The organism is Sphingopyxis sp. NJF-3, from assembly GCF_053514865.1.
Genome location: NZ_CM130726.1, coordinates 2,375,610 through 2,394,220, shown reverse-complemented (window position 1 = coordinate 2,394,220; position 18,611 = coordinate 2,375,610). Strand labels below are relative to the sequence as shown.

At 66.2% G+C, this 18,611-nt stretch carries 19 protein-coding genes and 2 tRNA genes; 14 read left to right on the top strand and 7 right to left on the bottom strand.

The window, feature by feature from the left end; all coding sequences use genetic code 11:
• Positions 1–37 precede the first annotated feature (37 nt).
• Positions 38–1,528, top strand: a complete 1,491-nt coding sequence (locus ACOTSS_RS11700) for a flavin-containing monooxygenase (protein ID WP_448688326.1) — start codon at positions 38–40, stop codon at positions 1,526–1,528.
• A gap of 488 nt (positions 1,529–2,016) precedes the next feature.
• Here the strand turns inward: ACOTSS_RS11700 and ACOTSS_RS11695 are convergent.
• The 3 genes from ACOTSS_RS11695 to ACOTSS_RS11685 all read right to left on the bottom strand — a co-directional run bounded on the left by ACOTSS_RS11695 (position 2,017) and on the right by ACOTSS_RS11685 (position 3,218).
• Positions 2,017–2,091: transfer RNA gene (locus ACOTSS_RS11695), tRNA-Thr, on the bottom strand.
• A 158-nt stretch (positions 2,092–2,249) separates the two neighbouring features.
• Positions 2,250–2,325, bottom strand: a tRNA-Thr gene (locus ACOTSS_RS11690).
• A 20-nt stretch (positions 2,326–2,345) separates the two neighbouring features.
• Entirely contained in the window at positions 2,346–3,218 is an 873-nt protein-coding gene (locus ACOTSS_RS11685) for a hypothetical protein (protein WP_448688325.1), read from the bottom strand.
• 63 nt (positions 3,219–3,281) lie between these two features.
• Between ACOTSS_RS11685 and ACOTSS_RS11680 the strand changes: the two genes are divergently transcribed.
• From ACOTSS_RS11680 to ACOTSS_RS11630, 11 genes are all read left to right on the top strand, one after another.
• Positions 3,282–3,860, top strand: a complete 579-nt coding sequence (locus tag ACOTSS_RS11680; protein ID WP_448691337.1) for a NifU family protein — start codon at positions 3,282–3,284, stop codon at positions 3,858–3,860.
• A gap of 24 nt (positions 3,861–3,884) precedes the next feature.
• A complete protein-coding gene (locus ACOTSS_RS11675) occupies positions 3,885–4,478 on the top strand; it encodes a malonic semialdehyde reductase (protein ID WP_448688324.1) in 594 nt (197 codons plus the stop codon).
• An 18-nt stretch (positions 4,479–4,496) separates the two neighbouring features.
• Complete coding sequence (tsaB, locus tag ACOTSS_RS11670; RefSeq protein WP_448688323.1) at positions 4,497–5,114, top strand: tRNA (adenosine(37)-N6)-threonylcarbamoyltransferase complex dimerization subunit type 1 TsaB; 618 nt, start codon at positions 4,497–4,499, stop codon at positions 5,112–5,114.
• A complete protein-coding gene (locus ACOTSS_RS11665; protein WP_448688322.1) occupies positions 5,111–5,584 on the top strand; it encodes a GNAT family N-acetyltransferase in 474 nt (157 codons plus the stop codon). The genes tsaB and ACOTSS_RS11665 overlap by 4 nt, the downstream gene beginning before the upstream one ends.
• A 117-nt stretch (positions 5,585–5,701) precedes the next feature.
• On the top strand, positions 5,702–6,133 hold the full coding sequence (locus ACOTSS_RS11660) for a MucR family transcriptional regulator (RefSeq protein ID WP_448688321.1): 432 nt from the start codon (positions 5,702–5,704) through the stop codon (positions 6,131–6,133).
• 138 nt (positions 6,134–6,271) lie between these two features.
• A complete protein-coding gene (locus ACOTSS_RS11655) occupies positions 6,272–6,697 on the top strand; it encodes a Fur family transcriptional regulator (protein WP_095388819.1) in 426 nt (141 codons plus the stop codon).
• A complete protein-coding gene (locus ACOTSS_RS11650; RefSeq protein ID WP_448688320.1) occupies positions 6,669–7,463 on the top strand; it encodes a lysophospholipid acyltransferase family protein in 795 nt (264 codons plus the stop codon). The genes ACOTSS_RS11655 and ACOTSS_RS11650 overlap by 29 nt, the downstream gene beginning before the upstream one ends.
• A 7-nt stretch (positions 7,464–7,470) precedes the next feature.
• Positions 7,471–8,808 carry a tRNA (N6-isopentenyl adenosine(37)-C2)-methylthiotransferase MiaB gene (miaB, locus tag ACOTSS_RS11645; protein ID WP_448688319.1) on the top strand — a complete coding sequence of 446 codons (1,338 nt, stop codon included), beginning with the start codon at positions 7,471–7,473 and terminating at the stop codon, positions 8,806–8,808.
• Positions 8,809–8,936: 128 nt separating this feature from the next.
• On the top strand, positions 8,937–9,944 hold the full coding sequence (locus ACOTSS_RS11640; protein WP_095388817.1) for a PhoH family protein: 1,008 nt from the start codon (positions 8,937–8,939) through the stop codon (positions 9,942–9,944).
• Between the two features lie 249 nt (positions 9,945–10,193).
• The gene (locus ACOTSS_RS11635; RefSeq protein WP_448688318.1) at positions 10,194–12,410 is read left to right on the top strand and encodes a TonB-dependent hemoglobin/transferrin/lactoferrin family receptor; all 2,217 of its coding nucleotides are present in this window, start codon (positions 10,194–10,196) and stop codon (positions 12,408–12,410) included.
• A gap of 16 nt (positions 12,411–12,426) precedes the next feature.
• A complete protein-coding gene (locus ACOTSS_RS11630; RefSeq protein WP_448688317.1) occupies positions 12,427–13,401 on the top strand; it encodes a DUF6607 family protein in 975 nt (324 codons plus the stop codon).
• A gap of 61 nt (positions 13,402–13,462) precedes the next feature.
• On the opposite strand, the gene ACOTSS_RS11625 is transcribed toward ACOTSS_RS11630, so the two are convergent.
• On the bottom strand, positions 13,463–13,849 hold the full coding sequence (locus ACOTSS_RS11625; protein ID WP_448688316.1) for a DoxX family protein: 387 nt from the start codon (positions 13,847–13,849) through the stop codon (positions 13,463–13,465).
• A gap of 208 nt (positions 13,850–14,057) precedes the next feature.
• On the opposite strand from ACOTSS_RS11625, the gene ACOTSS_RS11620 reads away from it, so the two are divergent.
• Together ACOTSS_RS11620 and ACOTSS_RS11615 are read left to right on the top strand one after the other, a co-directional pair.
• Entirely contained in the window at positions 14,058–14,516 is a 459-nt protein-coding gene (locus ACOTSS_RS11620; protein WP_448688315.1) for a carboxymuconolactone decarboxylase family protein, read from the top strand.
• Positions 14,516–15,382, top strand: a complete 867-nt coding sequence (locus ACOTSS_RS11615; RefSeq protein ID WP_448688314.1) for a sigma-70 family RNA polymerase sigma factor — start codon at positions 14,516–14,518, stop codon at positions 15,380–15,382. Before ACOTSS_RS11620 ends, ACOTSS_RS11615 begins: the two co-directional genes overlap by 1 nt.
• Positions 15,383–15,405: 23 nt before the next feature.
• On the opposite strand, the gene ACOTSS_RS11610 is transcribed toward ACOTSS_RS11615, so the two are convergent.
• Genes ACOTSS_RS11610 through ftsH form a run of 3 tightly spaced genes read right to left on the bottom strand, consistent with a single transcriptional unit; the run spans position 15,406 to position 18,376 of the window.
• Entirely contained in the window at positions 15,406–16,011 is a 606-nt protein-coding gene (locus tag ACOTSS_RS11610) for a DUF3800 domain-containing protein (protein WP_448688313.1), read from the bottom strand.
• Positions 16,012–16,030: 19 nt separating this feature from the next.
• Positions 16,031–16,417 carry a hypothetical protein gene (locus tag ACOTSS_RS11605; protein WP_448688312.1) on the bottom strand — a complete coding sequence of 129 codons (387 nt, stop codon included), beginning with the start codon at positions 16,415–16,417 and terminating at the stop codon, positions 16,031–16,033.
• 15 nt (positions 16,418–16,432) lie between these two features.
• Entirely contained in the window at positions 16,433–18,376 is a 1,944-nt protein-coding gene (ftsH, locus tag ACOTSS_RS11600; RefSeq protein WP_448688311.1) for an ATP-dependent zinc metalloprotease FtsH, read from the bottom strand.
• Positions 18,377–18,611 lie beyond the last annotated feature (235 nt).

Sequence of the window (18,611 nt, the reverse complement as noted above, 5' to 3'; positions counted from 1 at the left end):
TCAGATGCAACTGCCATCTCCTTTGCAGGATGAAAAAATGCCATCAGCCGCAAAAGACCCGCAAGCGCAAATCTTCGACATGGTGATCGTGGGGGCCGGCCTGTCGGGGATCGACATGGCTTATCGTTTGTCGACCGAGTGTCCGGACAAGAGTTTCGCGATCCTCGAGGGCCGCGATGCGATCGGCGGAACCTGGGACCTGTTCCGCTATCCGGGCATCCGTTCGGACTCCGACATGACGACGCTCGGCTTTCCGTTCCGGCCGTGGCGGGGCGACGATGCGATCGTCGATGGCCCGAGCATCCGCGACTATATCGAGGACACCGCCGAGGCGTTCGACCTCAAGCAGCATATCCGCTTCGGCCACAAGGTCGTCGGGGCAGCCTGGTCGAGCGAGGCGGCCGAATGGACGCTCGACATCGAGGCGGACGGCAAGCCCACGCGCTTCCGCTGCCGTTTCCTGTTCGTCGCGGCGGGCTATTATGACTTCGCGCAAGGCTTCACTCCCGAATTCGAGGGGCGCGAGGATTTCGCGGGGCCGATCGTCCATCCGCAGCACTGGCCGCAGGATCTCGACTATGCGGGCAAGACGATCGTCGTGATCGGTAGCGGCGCGACCGCGATCACGCTGATCCCGTCGCTGCTTCCAGAGGCCGCGCATGTCACCATGCTCCAGCGCTCGCCGACCTATGTCGTCTCGCGTCCGCAGCAGGACAGGGCGGCGATCGCGCTGCGCCGCTGGCTGCCCGCCGGATTCGCCGACTGGCTGGTGCGGTGGAAGAATGTCTTGACCGGCATCCTGATCTTTCAGGTCTCGCGCAGGCGCCCGGCACGGGTGAAGGACCAGATCGTCGCGGGGGTCCGGCAGGCACTCGGCCCCGGCTATGACGTCGACCGGCATTTCACGCCGCGCTACAATCCCTGGGACCAGCGGATATGCCTCGTGCCCGACAACGATCTGTTCGACGCGATCCGCGACGGGCAGGCGTCGGTCGTGACCGACCGGATCCGGCGCTTCACGGCGGGCGGAATCGAGCTCGAATCCGGCGATCGACTCAACGCCGATATCATCGTCACCGCGACCGGGCTCAACCTTCGGATGATGGGCGGCATCGACCTCAGCGTCGACGGCCAGCTGGCGTCGGCGGCGGGGCGGCTGGTCTACAAGGGGATGATGCTCGACGGGGTTCCAAATTTCGCCTTCGCCTTCGGCTATACCAATGCGTCGTGGACGCTCAAATGCGACCTCTCGGCGCGCTATACCTGCCGGCTGATCAATCATATGGCGGCGAAGGGCGTGCAGATATGCCGCCCGGTCGCGAAGCCCGGGACGCCCGAGGAGGATCTGCTCGATTTCTCGTCGGGCTATGTCCAGCGGGCGGCAAATATCCTGCCGAAACAAGGCGCGGCGGCGCCGTGGCGCGTGCACCAGAATTATCTTCTCGATACGCTCGATCTCAGCTGGAAGCCACTGGAAGACGATGCGATGCGCTTTGAAGCGGCAGGCGCCGCGCGGGTGGCGGCATGAGCAGGCGGATGCAACTAGCCCGGAAGACCGCGGTAGCGACCGGCCGGTGGCGGTATCGGCCGCGCGATCGCCACATCGCTGGGACCGATCGCGATGCCGTCGCGGCGCTGCCCGGACCCGTCGCGGCGCATCACCCGTCGGTCGATCTGCTCGTCATGGTCACGAAGGTTGATGCAATTTCTTCGAGTTGCTCGCGACCGGCCCAGGCTTAGGCCTCACTCTTCCGAGCTTTGGGTCCGGCCATTGGTCCTTCGTCTGCCTTCTATCGCCGGCGAACTGCTGCCAGGACAAGCATTTCGCTCTCTAGGGTCAGGACCCCTTAATTCCACGCTTGAGGCGTCGAAATGGCGAAGATATCGGGCTTGGGCGGGTGCAGCGGGTAGCATCGCTACCCGCAAGGCCGTGCGAGCCCGAGATCGAAGCCATTTCGGCGTCCCTGCGGGATTTGATCGATTTTGCCCAAGGCCCAAAACGCGATATTGGTCGGATGGTGCCGCTTCAGGACTCGAACCTGTGGCCCCATCATTACGAATGATGTGCTCTACCAACTGAGCTAAAGCGGCAACGAGGGGCGCCTCTACCAGCGTGCCGGAGCGAAGACAAGTATCGTCCGCGCCGATTTCGCTTTAGGGCGGCTGCCCGCGGTTTCGGGCGGGTTTGTGCGGCGTATCTGCGCGAAGTCCCGGCCGGCCAAAGCCGCCCTTGTCCTTCACAGGGGTGCTGGTGCCGGCTGTCAGACTCGAACTGACGACCTACCGCTTACAAGGCGGTTGCTCTACCAACTGAGCTAAGCCGGCGCGCCTGTGCGCCCTTTGCGTCAAATGATGCCGAAGGTCCAGCCTTCGGTTGCGGCGAGCGCGGCGGTGAGCGGCGATGGCGACCAGGGCGCAGCGTCCCCGGCGATCGCGCGCAGCCAGGCGGCGGCGAGCAGCGCGTCGCTCGCATGGTCGCTGACCGGACCCGCAAGCCCGGCGGGCGGCGATCCGATCGCGGTGAGCGCGGCGTCGAGCGCGCTGCCGTCGCGGATCTTGCTCCGTCCCGGCGGCAAGCCCGCCGCGCGCGCCGCGAGGCTGGTGTAGATTTCGACGAGCAGCGGCCCGTGCGCCGGAACCGGATCGAGCGGCCACAGCGGAATGCGGCCGCCGAGACGATGAAGCAGGCGCATTCCCGACAGGCTCGCCTTACCGACCTGCGCCGCGCCGACGAGGTTGAAATTGCTGACGCTCGCGGCCTGTTTCGTGACGCGCTGATATTGCTCGACGATGCGCAGCCGTCCGCCGCCCGCGCCGAACAGGTCGCCGACGACGCCCGCGCCGTGGCGGAAATGGCGATGCGCCTCGGGATGCGCGAGGAAGGCGCCCGCTTCGAAGTGCGGATCGCCGCCCGCGAGCCGTTCGACCAGCGTCCACAGCGCGTGGATATCCGCCGGACTGTCGCGCCATTCGGGAAAATAAGCCGCACGATCGGCAAAGGCGAAGGCGGCCGAGAAATCGAAGCCGATCAGCATGTCGGCGCCCGATGCCGCGACATCCTCCAGCCAATCGAGTATCTCGGCGCGCGACCAGACATGCCCCGGTCGGACGAGCGCGGGCGCGCCGGCCCCGCTCGCCACCGCGAGCGCGATGCCGCGCTGGCGCTCGCCGCGGGCGCCCGACCAGTCGAGGGCGGCGAAATGGGTGAAACGGCGCATCGCCGCGCCCTAGCGCATGTTTGTCACCTTGCACAAAGCGCGAATGAGTCCCACATGCAGCCCATGCTGATCGAAACCGAATCGACGCCCAATCCCGCGACGCTCAAATTCCTGCCCGGACAGGCGGTGATGGAGGCGGGAACCCGCGATTTCGCGAACCCCGAAGAGGCCGCCGCCTCGCCGCTCGCTACCGCGCTCTTCGCGCTCGGCGACGTGACGGGCGTGTTCTTCGGCCGCGACTTCATTTCGGTGACGATCGCGCCGGGCGCCGAATGGGTCGATGTGAAGCCCGACGTGCTCGGCATCGTCATGGACCATTTCCTCGCCCGGATGCCGCTGTTCCATCCCGCGAGCGCCGCGGGAATCGCGGTACCGGCGGAAGAAGAGGGCGGTTTCGCCGACGATCCCGCCGACGCCGACATCATCGAGCAGATCAAGGAACTCATCGAAACGCGCGTCCGCCCCGCGGTCGCGAACGACGGCGGCGACATCATCTATCGCGGTTTCGACAAGGGCAATGTCTATCTGAAGATGCAGGGCGCCTGCTCGGGCTGCCCCTCGTCGACCGCGACGCTGAAGAACGGCATCGAATCGCTGCTCAAACATTATGTCCCCGAAGTGACGGCCGTTCACGCCGTCTGACGCCATCCCGACAGGAGAATGCCCATGAGCGAGCCGCTTTCCGATAGCGCTCTCGACCAGCTGTTTCGCACCGCGCGCACCTATAATGGCTATGTCGACCAGCCGGTGTCGGAAGAGCAGTTGCAGGCGATCTGGGACCTGATGAAATATGGCCCGACGAGCGCCAACAGCCTGCCGGCGCGGATCGTCTGGTGCGTGTCGGACGAGGCGAAGGCGAAGCTCGCCGCGCTGTCGATGCCCGCGAACGGCGAGAAGATATTGAAGGCGCCGGTCACCGCGATCATCGCGATGGACAATGAATTCTACGAGCATCTGCCCGAATTCTTTCCGCACACCGACGCGCGGAGCTGGTTCGCGGGCAACGAACCGCACGCGCAGACCACCGCCTTTCGCAATTCGAGCCTGCAGGGCGCCTATTTCATCCTCGCCGCACGCGCGCTGGGCCTCGACACGGGGCCGATGTCGGGCTTCGACAATGCGGCGGTCGATCAGGCCTTTTTCGCGGACGAGCCCAATGTGAAGAGCAATTTCATCTCGACGCTCGGTTATGGCGATCCCGCGACGATCTTCGAGCGCAGCCCGCGGCCGGACTTCGGCCGTTTCAACCGCATCGCCTGATCGGCCGGACGCACCGCCGTGCTGCGACTGGTCATCGATTCGGCGAGCGAAGCCTGTTCGGCGGCGCTGTTCGATGACGCGGCGCTCGTCGATTTTCGCCACGAGACGATTGGTCGCGGCCATGCCGAGCGGCTGGTGCCGCTGATCGCCGAACTGAAGGGCGGGGGACGCGCCGATGCCATCGCGGTCGGCTGCGGGCCCGGCAGTTTCGCGGGTGTGCGGATCGGCGTCGCGGCGGCGCGCGCGCTCGCGCTCGGGTGGGGCGTTCCCGTGCAGGGGTTTTCGACTCTTGCGCTCGTTGCGGCGGGCGCCGCAGCGGAGTTTGCCGAAGCGGGGGGCGGGCTCGTCGTGATGGAAGGCGGGCACGGGCAATGGTTCGTCCAGCCCTTCGCTGCCGATCTGTCGCCTGTCGCCGCGGTGCGCTCGCTGCTTCCGGGTGAAGCGGTGGCGTTGGAAAATCCGCTCGTCGTCGGCAACCGTGCCGAAGCCTTCGTCGCCCGGCGCGGCAGCGGCCGCGCCCTGTCGGCGCTTCCCGATGCGCGCGCCTTCGCAACACTACCCGCTGCCGCCCTGTTCGCCGACCCGAGCCCGATCTACGGCCGCGCGCCTGACGCCAAGCCGATGGCCGCGGCATGAGCGACGCGATCCGCCTCGGCACCGCGCGCGTTGGCGACGTCGGCGCGGTGATGGACGTGATGGAGGCCGCCTTCGACCCCGCCTATGGCGAGGCGTGGAGCGCCGCGCAACTGCTGACCCTGTTCGCGCTACCCTCGGCGCGCGTCTGCCTCGCCCGCGACGGTGACCGGCCGTGCGGCTTTTCCGCGGCGCGGGTCGCCGGACCCGAAAGCGAATTGCTGCTTCTTGCGGTGAACCCGCTCTGGCGCGGTCGCGGGGTCGGGCGGCGGCTGATCGACGACTGGCAGGCATGGGCCGCGCGGGAGGGCGCCGAGGATTATTTCCTCGAGATGCGCGCCGACAATTCGGCCGCTCGCCTGTACCGGGAAGCGGGTTTTTCGGAATGCGGGCGTCGGCCCGCTTATTATCGCGGCGGCGACGGGGTTGTTCGCGACGCCATTACGATGCGGCGCAGCGCAAACGCTTCGTAACCAAATGATCTTTCATTGCGGCGTTGCCACCAAAATGGCATGAATAGCTGTGGACGAAGAAATATAGGACTATTCGCCGTCCATTCTTCTGGGATGAATAGATAAGGAATCGCCCCCATGTCGGACCAAACCGATACCAACGAAATGCTCGTCACCCTGACGGCCGATATCGTCGCAGCGCATGTCAGCAACAACAGCGTCGCGATTTCCGACCTCGCGATGCTGATCAACAATGTCCACGCCGCGCTGTCGGGGCTGGGAAGCCAGCCCGCGCCCGAGGAGAAGCCGGTCCCCGCCGTGTCGATCCGCGCGTCGGTGAAGCCCGACTACATCGTCTGCCTCGAGGACGGCAAGAAGCTGAAGATGCTGCGCCGCCACCTGATGACGCATTACGACATGACGCCCGACGACTATCGCGCGAAATGGGGCCTGCCCGCGGACTACCCGATGGTCGCCCCCAATTATGCCGAGAAGCGCCGCGCGCTGGCGAAGGAAATCGGCCTCGGCACCAAGGGGCGCGGCGGCGGGCGCAAGCGCCGGAAGGCGTGAAATCTTTCGTTGAGGCTCCCCTTGCGGGGAACGGGAAGGGGCGGTGCCGCGTCGGCGCCGCCCTTGTCCTATTCCCGGCACGACCCTATACAATGGGTATAAGAAGAAACACGACTGCGTCTTGCAGGAAAGGCCCGCATGTCCGGTACCATCGATCTTGAAGCGCTGTGTCACGAAAAGGGGCTGCGCATCACCGAGCAGCGCCGCATCATCGCGCGCGTCATTTCGGATTCCGAGGATCACCCCGACGTCGAGACGCTCTATGAACGCGCATCGAAGGTCGACAGCGGCATTTCGATCGCGACCGTCTATCGCACCGTCCGCCTGTTCGAGGAAGCGGGCATCCTCGACCGCCACGATTTCGGCGACGGCCGCTCGCGCTACGAAGCGGCGCCCGAGGCGCATCACGATCATCTGATCGATGTCGAAACGGGCAAGGTGATCGAATTCGTCGATCCCGAACTCGAGGCGCTGCAGAAGGTGATCGCCGAACGGCTGGGATTCCGCCTCGTCGATCACCGCATGGAACTTTATGGTGTCTCCCTCGATCGCAAGCGCGACTGATCGCGCTCCGATCACCTGGCGCTCGGTGCTGCGCCTCGCCGCGATGGTGCTGGCGCTGCTGTTCCTGATCGTTCCGCATCTTTGCTACCGCGCCGTCGGCCGGCCGTCGCCGATGGTCATGGCCTTCCTGAACGCCGCCGGCTGGATCGCCGGGCTGCGCGTCCGCACCACCGGTACGCGGCTGCGGCGCGACGTGCTGTTCGTCTCCAACCATGTGAGCTGGCTTGACATTCTTGCGCTCGGCGGCGCGGCGCGCTCGGCCTTCGTGTCGAAGGCGGAGGTCGAGACGACCCCTCTCGTCGGCTGGCTCGCCGACCAGAACCGCACCATCTATGTCCAGCGCGAGGCGAAGCGCGAGATTCACAATCAGGCGAACGAACTCCGGGGTGCGCTCGCGCGCGGGCGCCCGGTGACGCTGTTCCCGGAAGGGACGACCAGCCCCGGCGACGGGCTTCTGCCCTTCCGCGCCTCGCTGCTTCAGGCGGTGATTCCGACGCCGCCGCGGCTGCGGGTCCAGCCGGTGTTCCTCGATTATGGCGAGGAAGCGCCCGACATCGCCTGGCTCGATCCCGAATCCGGGCTCGACAATTTCAAGCGGCTGCTCGCGCGCAAGCGCCCGATCCCGCTGACTATCCACTATCTCGACCCGCTTCCCGACGCAGTGGAGACCGACCGCAAGGCGCTGGCCGAAGCGGCGCGCGCGGCGATCGCGGCGCGGATGGAAGAGGCGGCGCGCACTTCCGCGACCGCGCGCTATCGCCTATAGCGCCCCGATGAAATCCGACTCTCCAAAGACTTTTCACGTCAAATCCTTCGGCTGCCAGATGAACGTCTATGACGGTGAGCGCATGGCGGAGATGTTGGGCGCGCAAGGTTATGCGCCCGCGGCCGAGGGCGCCGACGCCGATCTCGTCATCCTCAATACCTGCCACATCCGCGAGAAAGCGGCGGAGAAGGTCTATTCGGACATCGGCCGGCTGAAGCGCGAGGATGGCAGCACCCCGACGATCGCGGTTGCGGGCTGCGTCGCGCAGGCCGAGGGCGCCGAGATCGCGCGTCGCGCGCCGAACGTCGATATTGTCGTCGGCCCGCAGGCTTACCACCGCCTGCCCGAACTGATCGCGCGTGCCGAAAGGGGCGAGACGGCGATCGATCTCGACATGCCGGCGATCAGCAAGTTCGGCGCGCTGCCGAAGCGCAGCGGCAACCAGCGCCCGACCGCCTTCCTGACCGTGCAGGAAGGCTGCGACAAATTCTGCACCTATTGCGTCGTCCCCTATACGCGCGGCGCCGAAACCAGCCGGTCCTTCGCCGACCTGATCGCCGAGGCGCGTGCCTTGGTTGCCGGGGGCGTGCGCGAGATCACGCTGCTGGGGCAGAACGTCAACGCCTGGGACGGCGAGGATGAGCGGGGGAGGGCGATCGGCCTCGACGGTCTGATCCGCGCGCTGGCGGCGGAGGACGGCCTCGAGCGCATCCGCTACACGACCAGTCACCCCAACGACATGACCGAGGGGCTGATCGCCGCGCATGGCGAGGTCGACAAGCTGATGCCCTTCCTCCACCTGCCGGTGCAGGCGGGCAGCGACCGCATCCTCGCCGCGATGAACCGCAGCCACAGTGTCGAATCCTATCTGCGCATCATCGAGCGCGTCCGCGCCGTGCGTCCCGACATCGCGATCTCGGGCGACTTCATCGTCGGTTTTCCGGGCGAGAGCGAAGCCGATTTTCAGGCGACGCTCGATATCGTCCGCAGGGCGAACTATGCGATGGCTTACAGCTTCAAATATTCGCGCCGTCCCGGCACGCCCGCGGCGTCGATGGAGGATCAGGTCGACGAGGCGGTGATGAACGAGCGCCTGCAGCGACTTCAGGCGCTGCTCAACGAGCAGCAGCAGGCGTTCAACGAAGCGACCGTCGGCCGGACGACGCGCCTGCTTCTCGAGCGCAAGGGCAAGCATGAGGGGCAGCTCATCGGCAAGTCGCCCTGGCTCCAGTCGGTGCACGTCACCGCGCCGGGGCTGGCGATCGGCGATATGATCGACGTCCGCGTCACCTCGGCCGGTCCGAACAGCCTTGGGGCCGAGCCTTTGATGGCGGAAGTCGCCTAGTGGATATGGCTCCCGTGCGTTCCCGCGCAGGCGGGAACCCAGAGCGTCGCAGCACGAATGTCCCACTCTGGACTCCCGCTTTCGCGGGAGTACACAGTTTATGCCTTTAGCCTAGGAGCCCTGCCCACGTGTCCAAACGCCCGCTGACCGCCGCAACTCCCGCCGAACCCGGCGACCGCGTCCGATTGACCGCGGAGTTCGAGCGAACGCAGCTCCTGGGCATCCTCTTCGGCGAGTTCGACCGCAATCTCGTCGCGATCGAGAACCGCCTTGGCGTCTATATTTCGGCGCGCGGAAACCGCGTGCAGATCGAGGGCGAGGCGGAGGCCGCGGCGCGCGCGCGCGACGTGCTCACCGAACTTTACAACCGCATCGAACAGGGGCAGGAGGTCGACGCAGGGCTCGTCGACGGAGTGATCGCGATGTCGGCGCAGCCGACGCTCGCGGGCATCATCCGCCACGACGCCAGCGAAGCGCCGCCGGTCATGATCCGCACGCGCAAGAAGACGATCGTTCCGCGCGCGCCGTCGCAGGTCCCCTATATGCAGGCGCTCGCGCGCGACGAGGTGATCTTCGCGCTCGGCCCGGCGGGCACGGGCAAGACCTATCTTGCGGTCGCGCAGGCGGTCGCGCAGCTCATCACCGGCAGCGTCCAGCGCCTGATCCTCTCGCGTCCGGCGGTCGAGGCGGGCGAGAAACTCGGCTTCCTGCCCGGCGACATGAAGGAAAAGGTCGATCCCTATCTGCGCCCGCTCTACGACGCGCTCCACGATTGTTTGCCCGCCGAACAGGTCGAGCGCCGCATCGCGAGCGGCGAGATCGAGATCGCGCCGCTCGCCTTCATGCGCGGGCGTACGCTCGCCGACGCCTTCATCATCCTCGACGAAGCGCAGAACACGACGATCCCGCAGATGAAGATGTTCCTCACCCGCTTTGGCATGAACAGCCGCATGGTGATTTGCGGCGACCCCAAGCAGGTCGACCTGCCGCTCCCGGCCACGTCGGGCCTCGCCGACGCGGTTGCGCGACTGGAGGGCGTCGAGGGCATCAACGTCAGCCGCTTTACCGCCGCCGACGTCGTCCGCCACCCGATCGTCGGGCGGATCGTCGAAGCCTATGAAGGGCCGGGGGCCTAGCGCGCAGCGCGATCCCATAGCCTCATTGCGAGCCCTTCGACAGCCTTGCAGGCGCTCGGGATGAACTACGCGAAGCGATCCAGGGCATAGCAGGCCGATCTGGATGGCTTCGCTGCGCTCGCAATGACGACCGTCTTCCGCTCTGCATATTTTTCGAGAACGATTCTCAATAGCATCTTGACCCTCTGGATTTGACCTGCTTAGAGCGCCGCTATTGCGACTCACTCGCAATCAAGCAGGGGAAGACAATTGACCATCCATCGTGCGCCGTTCAGCCTGCGCCTCGTCACAGGCAGCGCGCTGGGCCTTGCGCTCGCCACGATCGCTCAGCCGGCCGCCGCGCAGGACAATGACGGCGAATATTGGGTCGGCCTCAAGAACCGCATCGTCGTCACCGCGACGCGCACGCCGGCAAAAGCCGAAGACCTGCCGGTCACCATATCGGTCAAGAGCGACGAGCAGATCGCCGACGAACTCGTCACCGACATCCGCGACCTCGTGCGTTTCGAGCCCGGTGTCAGCGTCCAGCGCCAGCCCGCGCGCTTCGGCGCCGCGCTCGGCGCGACGGGGCGGGCGGGGAACGACAGCTTCAACATTCGCGGCATCGGCGGCAACCGCGTGCTGATCCAGGTCGACGGCGTCCGTGTCCCCGACGGCTTCAGCTTCGGCGCGCAGGCCGCGGGGCGCGGCGACTATGTCGACCTCGGCCTCATCAAGTCGGTCGAGATCTTGCGCGGCCCCTCGTCGGCGCTCTACGGCAGCGATGGTCTTGCGGGCGCGGTCAGCTTCATCACCGCCGATCCGGTCGATTTTCTCGGGAACGGAAAGAGCGTCGGGGGGCTGCTCCGCGCCGCTTATGCGAGCGCCGACGACGAGTTCAGCGAAACCGCGATTCTCGCCGGGCGCAGCGGCGGCTGGTCGATCATGGGCGCCTATACCCGCCGCGACTGGCAGGAACTCGACAACAAGGGGACGGTCGGCGGCATCGGAGCCGCGCGCACCGAGCCCAACCCGCAGGACGGTCGCTCCAACGCCGCGCTCGCGCGCCTCGTTTACGATCCCGCGAACGGCCATAAGCTGCGCCTCACCGGTGAATATCTCGACACGCATCTCTACACGAACGGGCTGACCGGGCTCAGCGGCACCGTCGACCGGCTCGAGGGCTTCGACAGCGGTGAACGCAAGCGCGTCTCGCTCGACTGGAGCTGGGAAGGCGAGGGAGCGATCGATTTCGCGCGCGTCGCCCTCTACTGGCAGGATGGCGAGGATCGCCAATATACCGAGGAAGACCGCACCCCGGCCGCCGACCGCACCCGCCTCAATACCTTCGAGAACCGCGTTATCGGCGCCTCGGCCGACGCGCGGGCCGATTTCGCGACCGGCCCGCTCGCGCATCGCCTCGTCTTCGGCGGCGACATCAGCAAGACGCGCCAGAATGGACTGCGCGACGGCACGGTACCGCCCGCGGGCGAGGTGTTTCCGACCCGCGCCTTTCCGACCACCGACTTCACGCGCGGCGGGCTGTTCGCCGGCGACGAGATCTCGATCGCGGACGGGCGGCTGATCCTCTATCCGGCGCTGCGTTTCGACTGGTACGATCTGTCGGCGCGGAACGACCCGCTGCTTCCTGCTTTCTCCGGCGCAAGCCAGGACGGATCGCGCCTCTCGCCCAAGTTCGGCGCGGTGTGGAAACTGACCGACCAGGTGCGGCTGTTCGCCAATTATGCGACCGGCTTCAAGGCGCCCGAGCCGGGACAGGTCAACCAGTTCTTCGAAAATCTCGCCTTCGGTTATACGTCGGCGCCCAACCCCGACCTCGGGCCCGAGCGCAGCGAGAGCTTCGAGGGCGGCATCCGCTTCTCGAGCGATCATGTCAGCCTCGACCTCACCGCCTTCACGGCGCGCTACAAGGATTTCATCAGCCAGGAGGTGGTCAGCGGCAGCTTCACGCCCGCCGACCCCGCCGTCTATCAGTTCGTCAATCTCGATCGCGCCAGGGTTCAGGGGGCCGAGGCGCGGTTCGAGGGGCGGGCGTCGTCCGGCCTATATGCGACGCTCGCCCTATCCTATGCGAAGGGCAGCGAGATATTGCCCGACGGCAGCCGGGTGCCGCTGGCGACGATCGATCCGCTGAAGCTCGTCGCTGGCGTCGGCTGGCGCGAGCCGACGAGCGGGCGCTTTGGCGGCCAGATCATCATGACGCACAGCGCGCGCAAGGAAGCATCGCGAACCGATGGCCTGTGCAGCCCCGAATGCTTCCGGCCGGACGGCTTCACCATCCTCGACGCGACCGCCTTCGTGCGGCTGGTCGAGGGACTGACGCTGCGCGCCGGCGTCTTCAACATCCTCGACGAGAAATATGCCTGGTGGAGCGACGTGCGTGGCCTTGCGTCGACCTCGACGGTGACCGACGCCTACACCCAGCCTGGCCGCAACGCGAGCGTCTCGCTCAGCTTCCGCTTCTGACCAAAAAGGACTGCCCATGACCCGCTTTCGCTCGATCGCCGCCGCGCTGCTGCTCACCGCCGCGCTGCCCTTCGCAGCATCGGCGCATCCGCCGATCGCCGCCGCGCAAGCTGCCGCGCAGTTCGAACAGGACCGCGCCGACATCCTCGCGATGGCGGGCAATTATCACGTCGGCTTCAACATGCAGGAATCGACGCGCTGGGACCCCGATTACGAAGTGCTCGAGCCCAAAAGGTCGGGCGGCAACGAGGTCGTCCGCGTGATCGAGGACACGGGGCGCAAGATCGTGCTCCAGCACATGCTCGTCATCACCGGCGACGATGGCGAGAGCTTCGTCATCAAGCATTGGCGGCAGGATTGGGAATATGAACCGGGCAGGGTGCTCGTCTACTCGGATCGCAATCAGTGGACATGGGAAGACGTCCCCGAAAAGATGCGCACCGGCCGCTGGTCGCAGACGGTGTATCAGGTCGACGATAGCCCGCGCTACGGCGGCTGGGGCCAGTTCGAGACGCAGGCCGGCATTCGTCGCTGGCGCTCCAACTGGACCTGGCGCCCGCTCGCGCGCCGCGATGCCGTCCGCAGCCCCGTCTACGATCGCTATTATTCGATCAACCGCCACCAGCCGACGCCTGACGGCTGGATCCACTGGCAGGACAATACCAAGATGGGGATCAAGGACGGGAAGCTCGTCCCGATCGTCCAGGAATATGTTCTCAATACCTATATCAAGCACGACCAGTATGACGTGAAGGCGGCCGACGATTATTGGGCCGCGACGAAGGATTATTGGGCCGCGGTGCGCGCCGAATGGGATCGCGTCGCCGCGACAAAGGGCGGTATCGCGATCGAGGAAAAGGCCGATACCGGCACTGTGATCAGCGGCCGCCTGCTCGAAATGGCCGACGAGGTCCAGGACGGCAAGCTGACGACCGCCAAGGCGATCGCCGAGGCGAAGAAGCTGATCGAAACCAACACGCGCAAGCTCTGACCGACTTCACCATGTGAAGCCCGCAACTGGGGGCGGTTCGAAAGAGCCGCCCCCTATTTTTTCAGGCTGGCTTCGAGCGCGCGCCGTCGACGCTCCAGATTCCGGCGCCGCGCGTCGCGATGAACAGGAAGAGGAAGCAGTAGAGGACGATCGTCTCGCCGCCGTTGGCGATCGGATAGAGGCCCTTGCTGCCGTGCACCATCCAGTAACCGACCGCCGCCATGCCGCTGGCGACGAAGGCCGCGGGGCGGGCGAAGAGGCCAAGGACGATCAACGCGCCCGCGATCAGTTCGATCGCGCCGGCGGCCTGCAGCATCGGGTTGAGCGGCATCGGAAATGCCGTGGGAAAATTGAAGAATTTCTGCACGCCGTGCGCGAGGAACAAGAGCCCCGCCACGATCCGCAGCAACGCATAGGCCTGTTCGCCGAAACCATCGAGAAACTTCATGATCATTCCCCTCCTGTCGAAAGACGAAGCGATGCTAGTGCAGCTTTCTAGCCCGTCAAAGCGCATTATCCGAAACGATGCGTTTCCAGTGACTTGGCGTTGCGTCACAGGAAAATCGCGGTAGGCATCCCATTTTTTTCGCAGCGCATGTCACATCCGCCGCCGCTGCCTCGTCATGCTTGTACAACCCCAATCAAGGAGACACGACATGACCAAGGTTACCGATCCCTTCGCAGCCTCACCCCAGCTGATGAAACAATGGATGGCGGTCAGCCTCGCGGCCGAAAAGAGCCTCGAAAAGAGCCTGATCGAACTGGTGAAGATCCGCTCGTCGATCCTCAACGGCTGCGCCAACTGCATCAACATGCACACCGCCGACGCCCGCGCGCAGGGCGAAACCGAGCAGCGTATCTACCTGCTCGCCGCCTGGCACGAAGCGCCGGTCTACACCCCGCGCGAGCGCGCCGCGCTCGCCTGGGTCGATGCCTTGACCCGCCTGTCGCAAGGGCACACACAGGCCGAGGCGCGCGCCGCTCTCGACGAGCATTTCACCGCGGAGGAGCAGATGAACCTGACCGTGATGATCAACGTCATCAATGGCTGGAACCGCATCGCGGTGGGCTTCGATCTCTGGTACGAAGGCGGCGCGCCGGCGAAAGCCGCCTGATGACGCCGCACGGCGCCCCTGATCCGGCGGACGCGGCGGCGAGTTTCGACCCGCTGCGTCCGCTGCTCACCCGCGTCGCCTACCGCATGCTCGGCTCGGTCGCCGATGCCGAGGATGTGGTGCAGGACGCCTTTCTCCGCTGGCTCGCCGCCGACCGCGACGCGGTGCGCGAGCCCGCGGCCTTCCTGCGCCGGACGGTGACGCGGCTTTGCCTCGATCAATTGAAATCGGCGCGGCGCGCGCGCGAGACCTATATCGGCCCCTGGCTTCCCGACCCGCTGATCGAGGAGGAGGAAGAGGATGACGTCACCCTGCCGCTGATGCTCGCGCTCGAACGGCTCTCCCCGCTCGAACGCGCCGCTTTTCTGTTGCACGACGTGTTCGGCGTGGGCTTCGACGAGGTCGCGACGACGATCGGCCGCGATGCCGCCGCGACGCGCCAGCTCGCGGCGCGCGCCCGCACCCACGTCCGTGAGGCGCGTCCGCGCTACAAGCTGGAGAAAGAACAGGGTCTCGAAATCGCCAACGCCTTCTTTGCGGCCTCGCGCAGCGGCGACATGAGCGCGCTCGGCGCGCTGCTTGCCGCCGATGTCGGCATGTGGTCCGACGGCGGCGGCAAGCGGCCCGCGGCGATGGAGCCCGTTCTCGGCTTCGATATCGTGATGAAGCTGCATCGCAGCCTCGCGGTGCTGTTCGGCAAATATGGCTCGACGCTCGTTCACACCGGCACGATCAACGGCCTCCCGGGCTTCGTCACCCGCGAAGCCGACGACGAGCTTCAGACCACCGCGCTCGAGATCGAGGATGGCAAGGTCACCGCCATCTATGTGATGCGCAACCCCGACAAGCTGCGGCATGTGCACTGAACGCAGCTGCCGGCCTTCGAAGGTCAGGGTAGTCGCGTCAGCTCCGCGATGCGGATCGCCTTCGAGGCGAGCATCGGTTCGAGGATGATGCCGATGCGGCGCGCGCGGGCCGAATGGACGGTGATATTGTAGAGGCTGTTCGCGATGACGTCGGCGATCTGCACTCCGTCGCTGCGGCGGCTGTCGGCGAGCGAGGCGCGGCCCCAGCCGGCGAGGCCGGCCTGGATCGTGTCGCGGACGCGGCCGAGGATCGCGGGGTCGTAGCGGCCGTCGTCGATCACCACGTCGGTGCACACGCCGCCCGTCTCGGGCAGCCAGTGGCCGACCGCGGTGTCGAGCAGTGCGGCATAAAGCGCGAGGTCGGTCGGCGCGGTGCCGTTCGCGTTCGGTTGAATCTTCGTGCTTTGCGCCACCGCGACCCAGGCGCGGCCGCCGGCGCGGTCGAAGAGTTCGAGCAGATAGGCGCGCTCGGTCAGGCTGATCCGGCTGCCCTTGAGTTCGCCGCGAAGCCCGGTGACGGCGCGGAAGCGTGCGTGGATCGACGCCGCGGCCTCGGGGGTCAGCATTACGGCGGAAAAGGTCATCGCCCCCGCGTTGAGCCCGCCCGATTCATCGCAATAGATCGTCATACATCCATGCGTTGGCGCATTATGCCGGGCAGGGATAGCGCTTTTTCATCAGCGCGTCGAAGGCGGTATAGATCGACACCGCCCGGCGCCGGCTCGCGGGATAGCTGCGCAGATGCGCGAGCCATTGTTCGGGGGTCAGCGTACCGCTTTCGGGCGGGCAGCTCGTCGTCCTGCGGCCCGCGCGGCGCTCGGCGTCGATCCGCGCCTTGTAGCGTCTGGCGGTCGCGACGACCTCGCCCTTCAGCCGGCTCGCCTCGGGGGTCGCCATCGCGAGCGGTCCGAAACGCAGGATCGCGTCGGAGCGCGCGAGGAAGGCGGCGACGCTCATGTCGCCCGGCGCCATGCCGCAGAGCAGCAGCCCGGCGAGCAGGGCAGGGCCGATGCGCGCGATATCCCCCGTGACCATGCGGCGGACGGGCCGTCAGACGCCTTGCGGATTGGCGTCGCCGAAGGGTCGCGGCTTGCGCTTGATCTGGGGCAGGCCGCCGGCGTGGCCCTGGACGGGGGCGCCGTGCTTGCCCTGATCGTCCTCGCGGCCGATGTCCTCGCCCCTGATCGCGCGCTTGGCTTCCTCGCCCGACAGCGTCTCATATTCGAGCAGCGCGCCCGCGAGCAGGTGGAGCTCGTCGAGATGGTCGGTGAGCACCTTGCGCGCGACCTTTTCGCCTTCCTCGACGAGGCGGCGGACCTCGGCGTCGATCAGCTTCGCGGTCTCCTCGGACATGTTCTGCGCGCGCGACACGCTGTGGCCGAGGAACACCTCGTCCTGATTGTCGCGATAGCGCAGCCAGCCGAGCTTTTCGGACATGCCATATTCCATGACCATCGCGCGCGCCATGTCGGTCGCCTGCTGGATGTCGTTCGACGCGCCGGTGTTGAGTTCGTCCTTGCCGTAGATGAGCTGCTCGGCGATGCGGCCGCCGAAGCAGAGCGCGAGGCGCGCCTTCATCTGCTTCATATTCTGCGAATAGCGGTCGCGCTCGGGCAGATTCCACGTCACGCCCAGCGCGCGCCCGCGCGGGATGATCGTGACCTTGTGCAGCGGGTCGTTATGCTCGACGTGCAGCGAAACGAGCGCGTGGCCGGCTTCGTGATAGGCGGTCGCCTTCTTCTCGTCCTCGGTCATCACCATCGAGCGGCGCTCGGCGCCCATCATGACCTTGTCCTTCGCTTCCTCGAACTCGTTCGACGCGATCAGGCGCTTGCCCTTGCGCGCGGCGAGCAGCGCCGCCTCGTTGGCGAGGTTCGCGAGGTCGGCGCCCGAAAAGCCCGGGGTGCCGCGCGCGATGCGGCGGAGGTCGACGTCGGGCGCGAGCGGCTTCTTGCGCGTGTGGACCTCGAGGATCTTCTGACGGCCCTCGATGTCGGGGCGCGGCACGACGACCTGGCGGTCGAAGCGGCCCGGACGCAGCAGCGCGGGGTCGAGCACGTCGGGGCGGTTGGTCGCCGCGACGATGATGATGCCCTCGTTGGCCTCGAAGCCGTCCATTTCGACCAGCAGCTGGTTGAGCGTCTGTTCGCGCTCGTCGTTGCCGTTGCCAAGCCCGGCGCCACGATGGCGACCGACCGCGTCGATTTCGTCGATGAAGACGATGCACGGCGCGTTGCGCTTCGCCTGTTCGAACATGTCGCGGACGCGCGATGCACCCACACCGACGAACATTTCGACGAAGTCCGAGCCCGAAATGGTGAAGAAGGGCACGCCCGCTTCACCCGCGATCGCGCGGGCGAGCAGCGTCTTGCCGGTGCCGGGCGAGCCGACGAGCAGCGCGCCCTTGGGAATCTGGCCGCCGAGCTTCGAGAATTTGGTCGGATCCTTCAGGAACTCGACGATTTCCTCCAGCTCCTCGCGCGCCTCGTCGATGCCGGCGACGTCGTCAAAGGTCACGCGGCCCTGCTTTTCGGTCAGCATCTTCGCGCGCGATTTGCCAAAGCCCATCGCGCCCGAACCATTGTTCTTCTGCACCTGGCGGAAGACGAAGAAGGCGATGCCGATGATCAGCAGGAAGGGCAACGACTGGACGAGCAGATACATCCAGAAATTCGGAACCTCGGTCGGCTTGCCCTCATATTTGACGTTCTTCTCGTTCAGCAGCTTCAAAAGCTCGGGATCGCGGACGAGATTGGCGGTGAAGCGGTCGCCGTTCGACAGCTCGCCGGTGACGCGGTCCTCGGACAAGACGACCGACTTGACGCTCCCGTCCTCGACCTTCTGCCGGAATTCGGAATAGGCGAGGGCGTTGCCCGCGGGCTGCGTCGCGCCGCCGAACATCGAGGCGACGAGGAGCATGGCGAGCAGGATGCCGCTCCAGATCATCACGCTCTTCATCCAGGGATTGCCCTGCGGTTCCTTGTCGTCCTGCATGCGGAATCTTTCGAGATCGTCGCGAAACGCCGCGACTCTTGGGCTCAAGATAGGAAGTTCGGGTTAAATGACAATGAGCCAATATGTCTCAGATGCGCGCTTTTCGGCGGGGGGCAGCGCCGGATTGGATACCGGACTTCCCTTTTCATGCCCGATAAAGGGCAACCCGAGGTCACGAGGCGGGCCGCTAGCAAAAGCGCAGGCGCGCCGCAATCGCCAACTTGCAATCGATGGG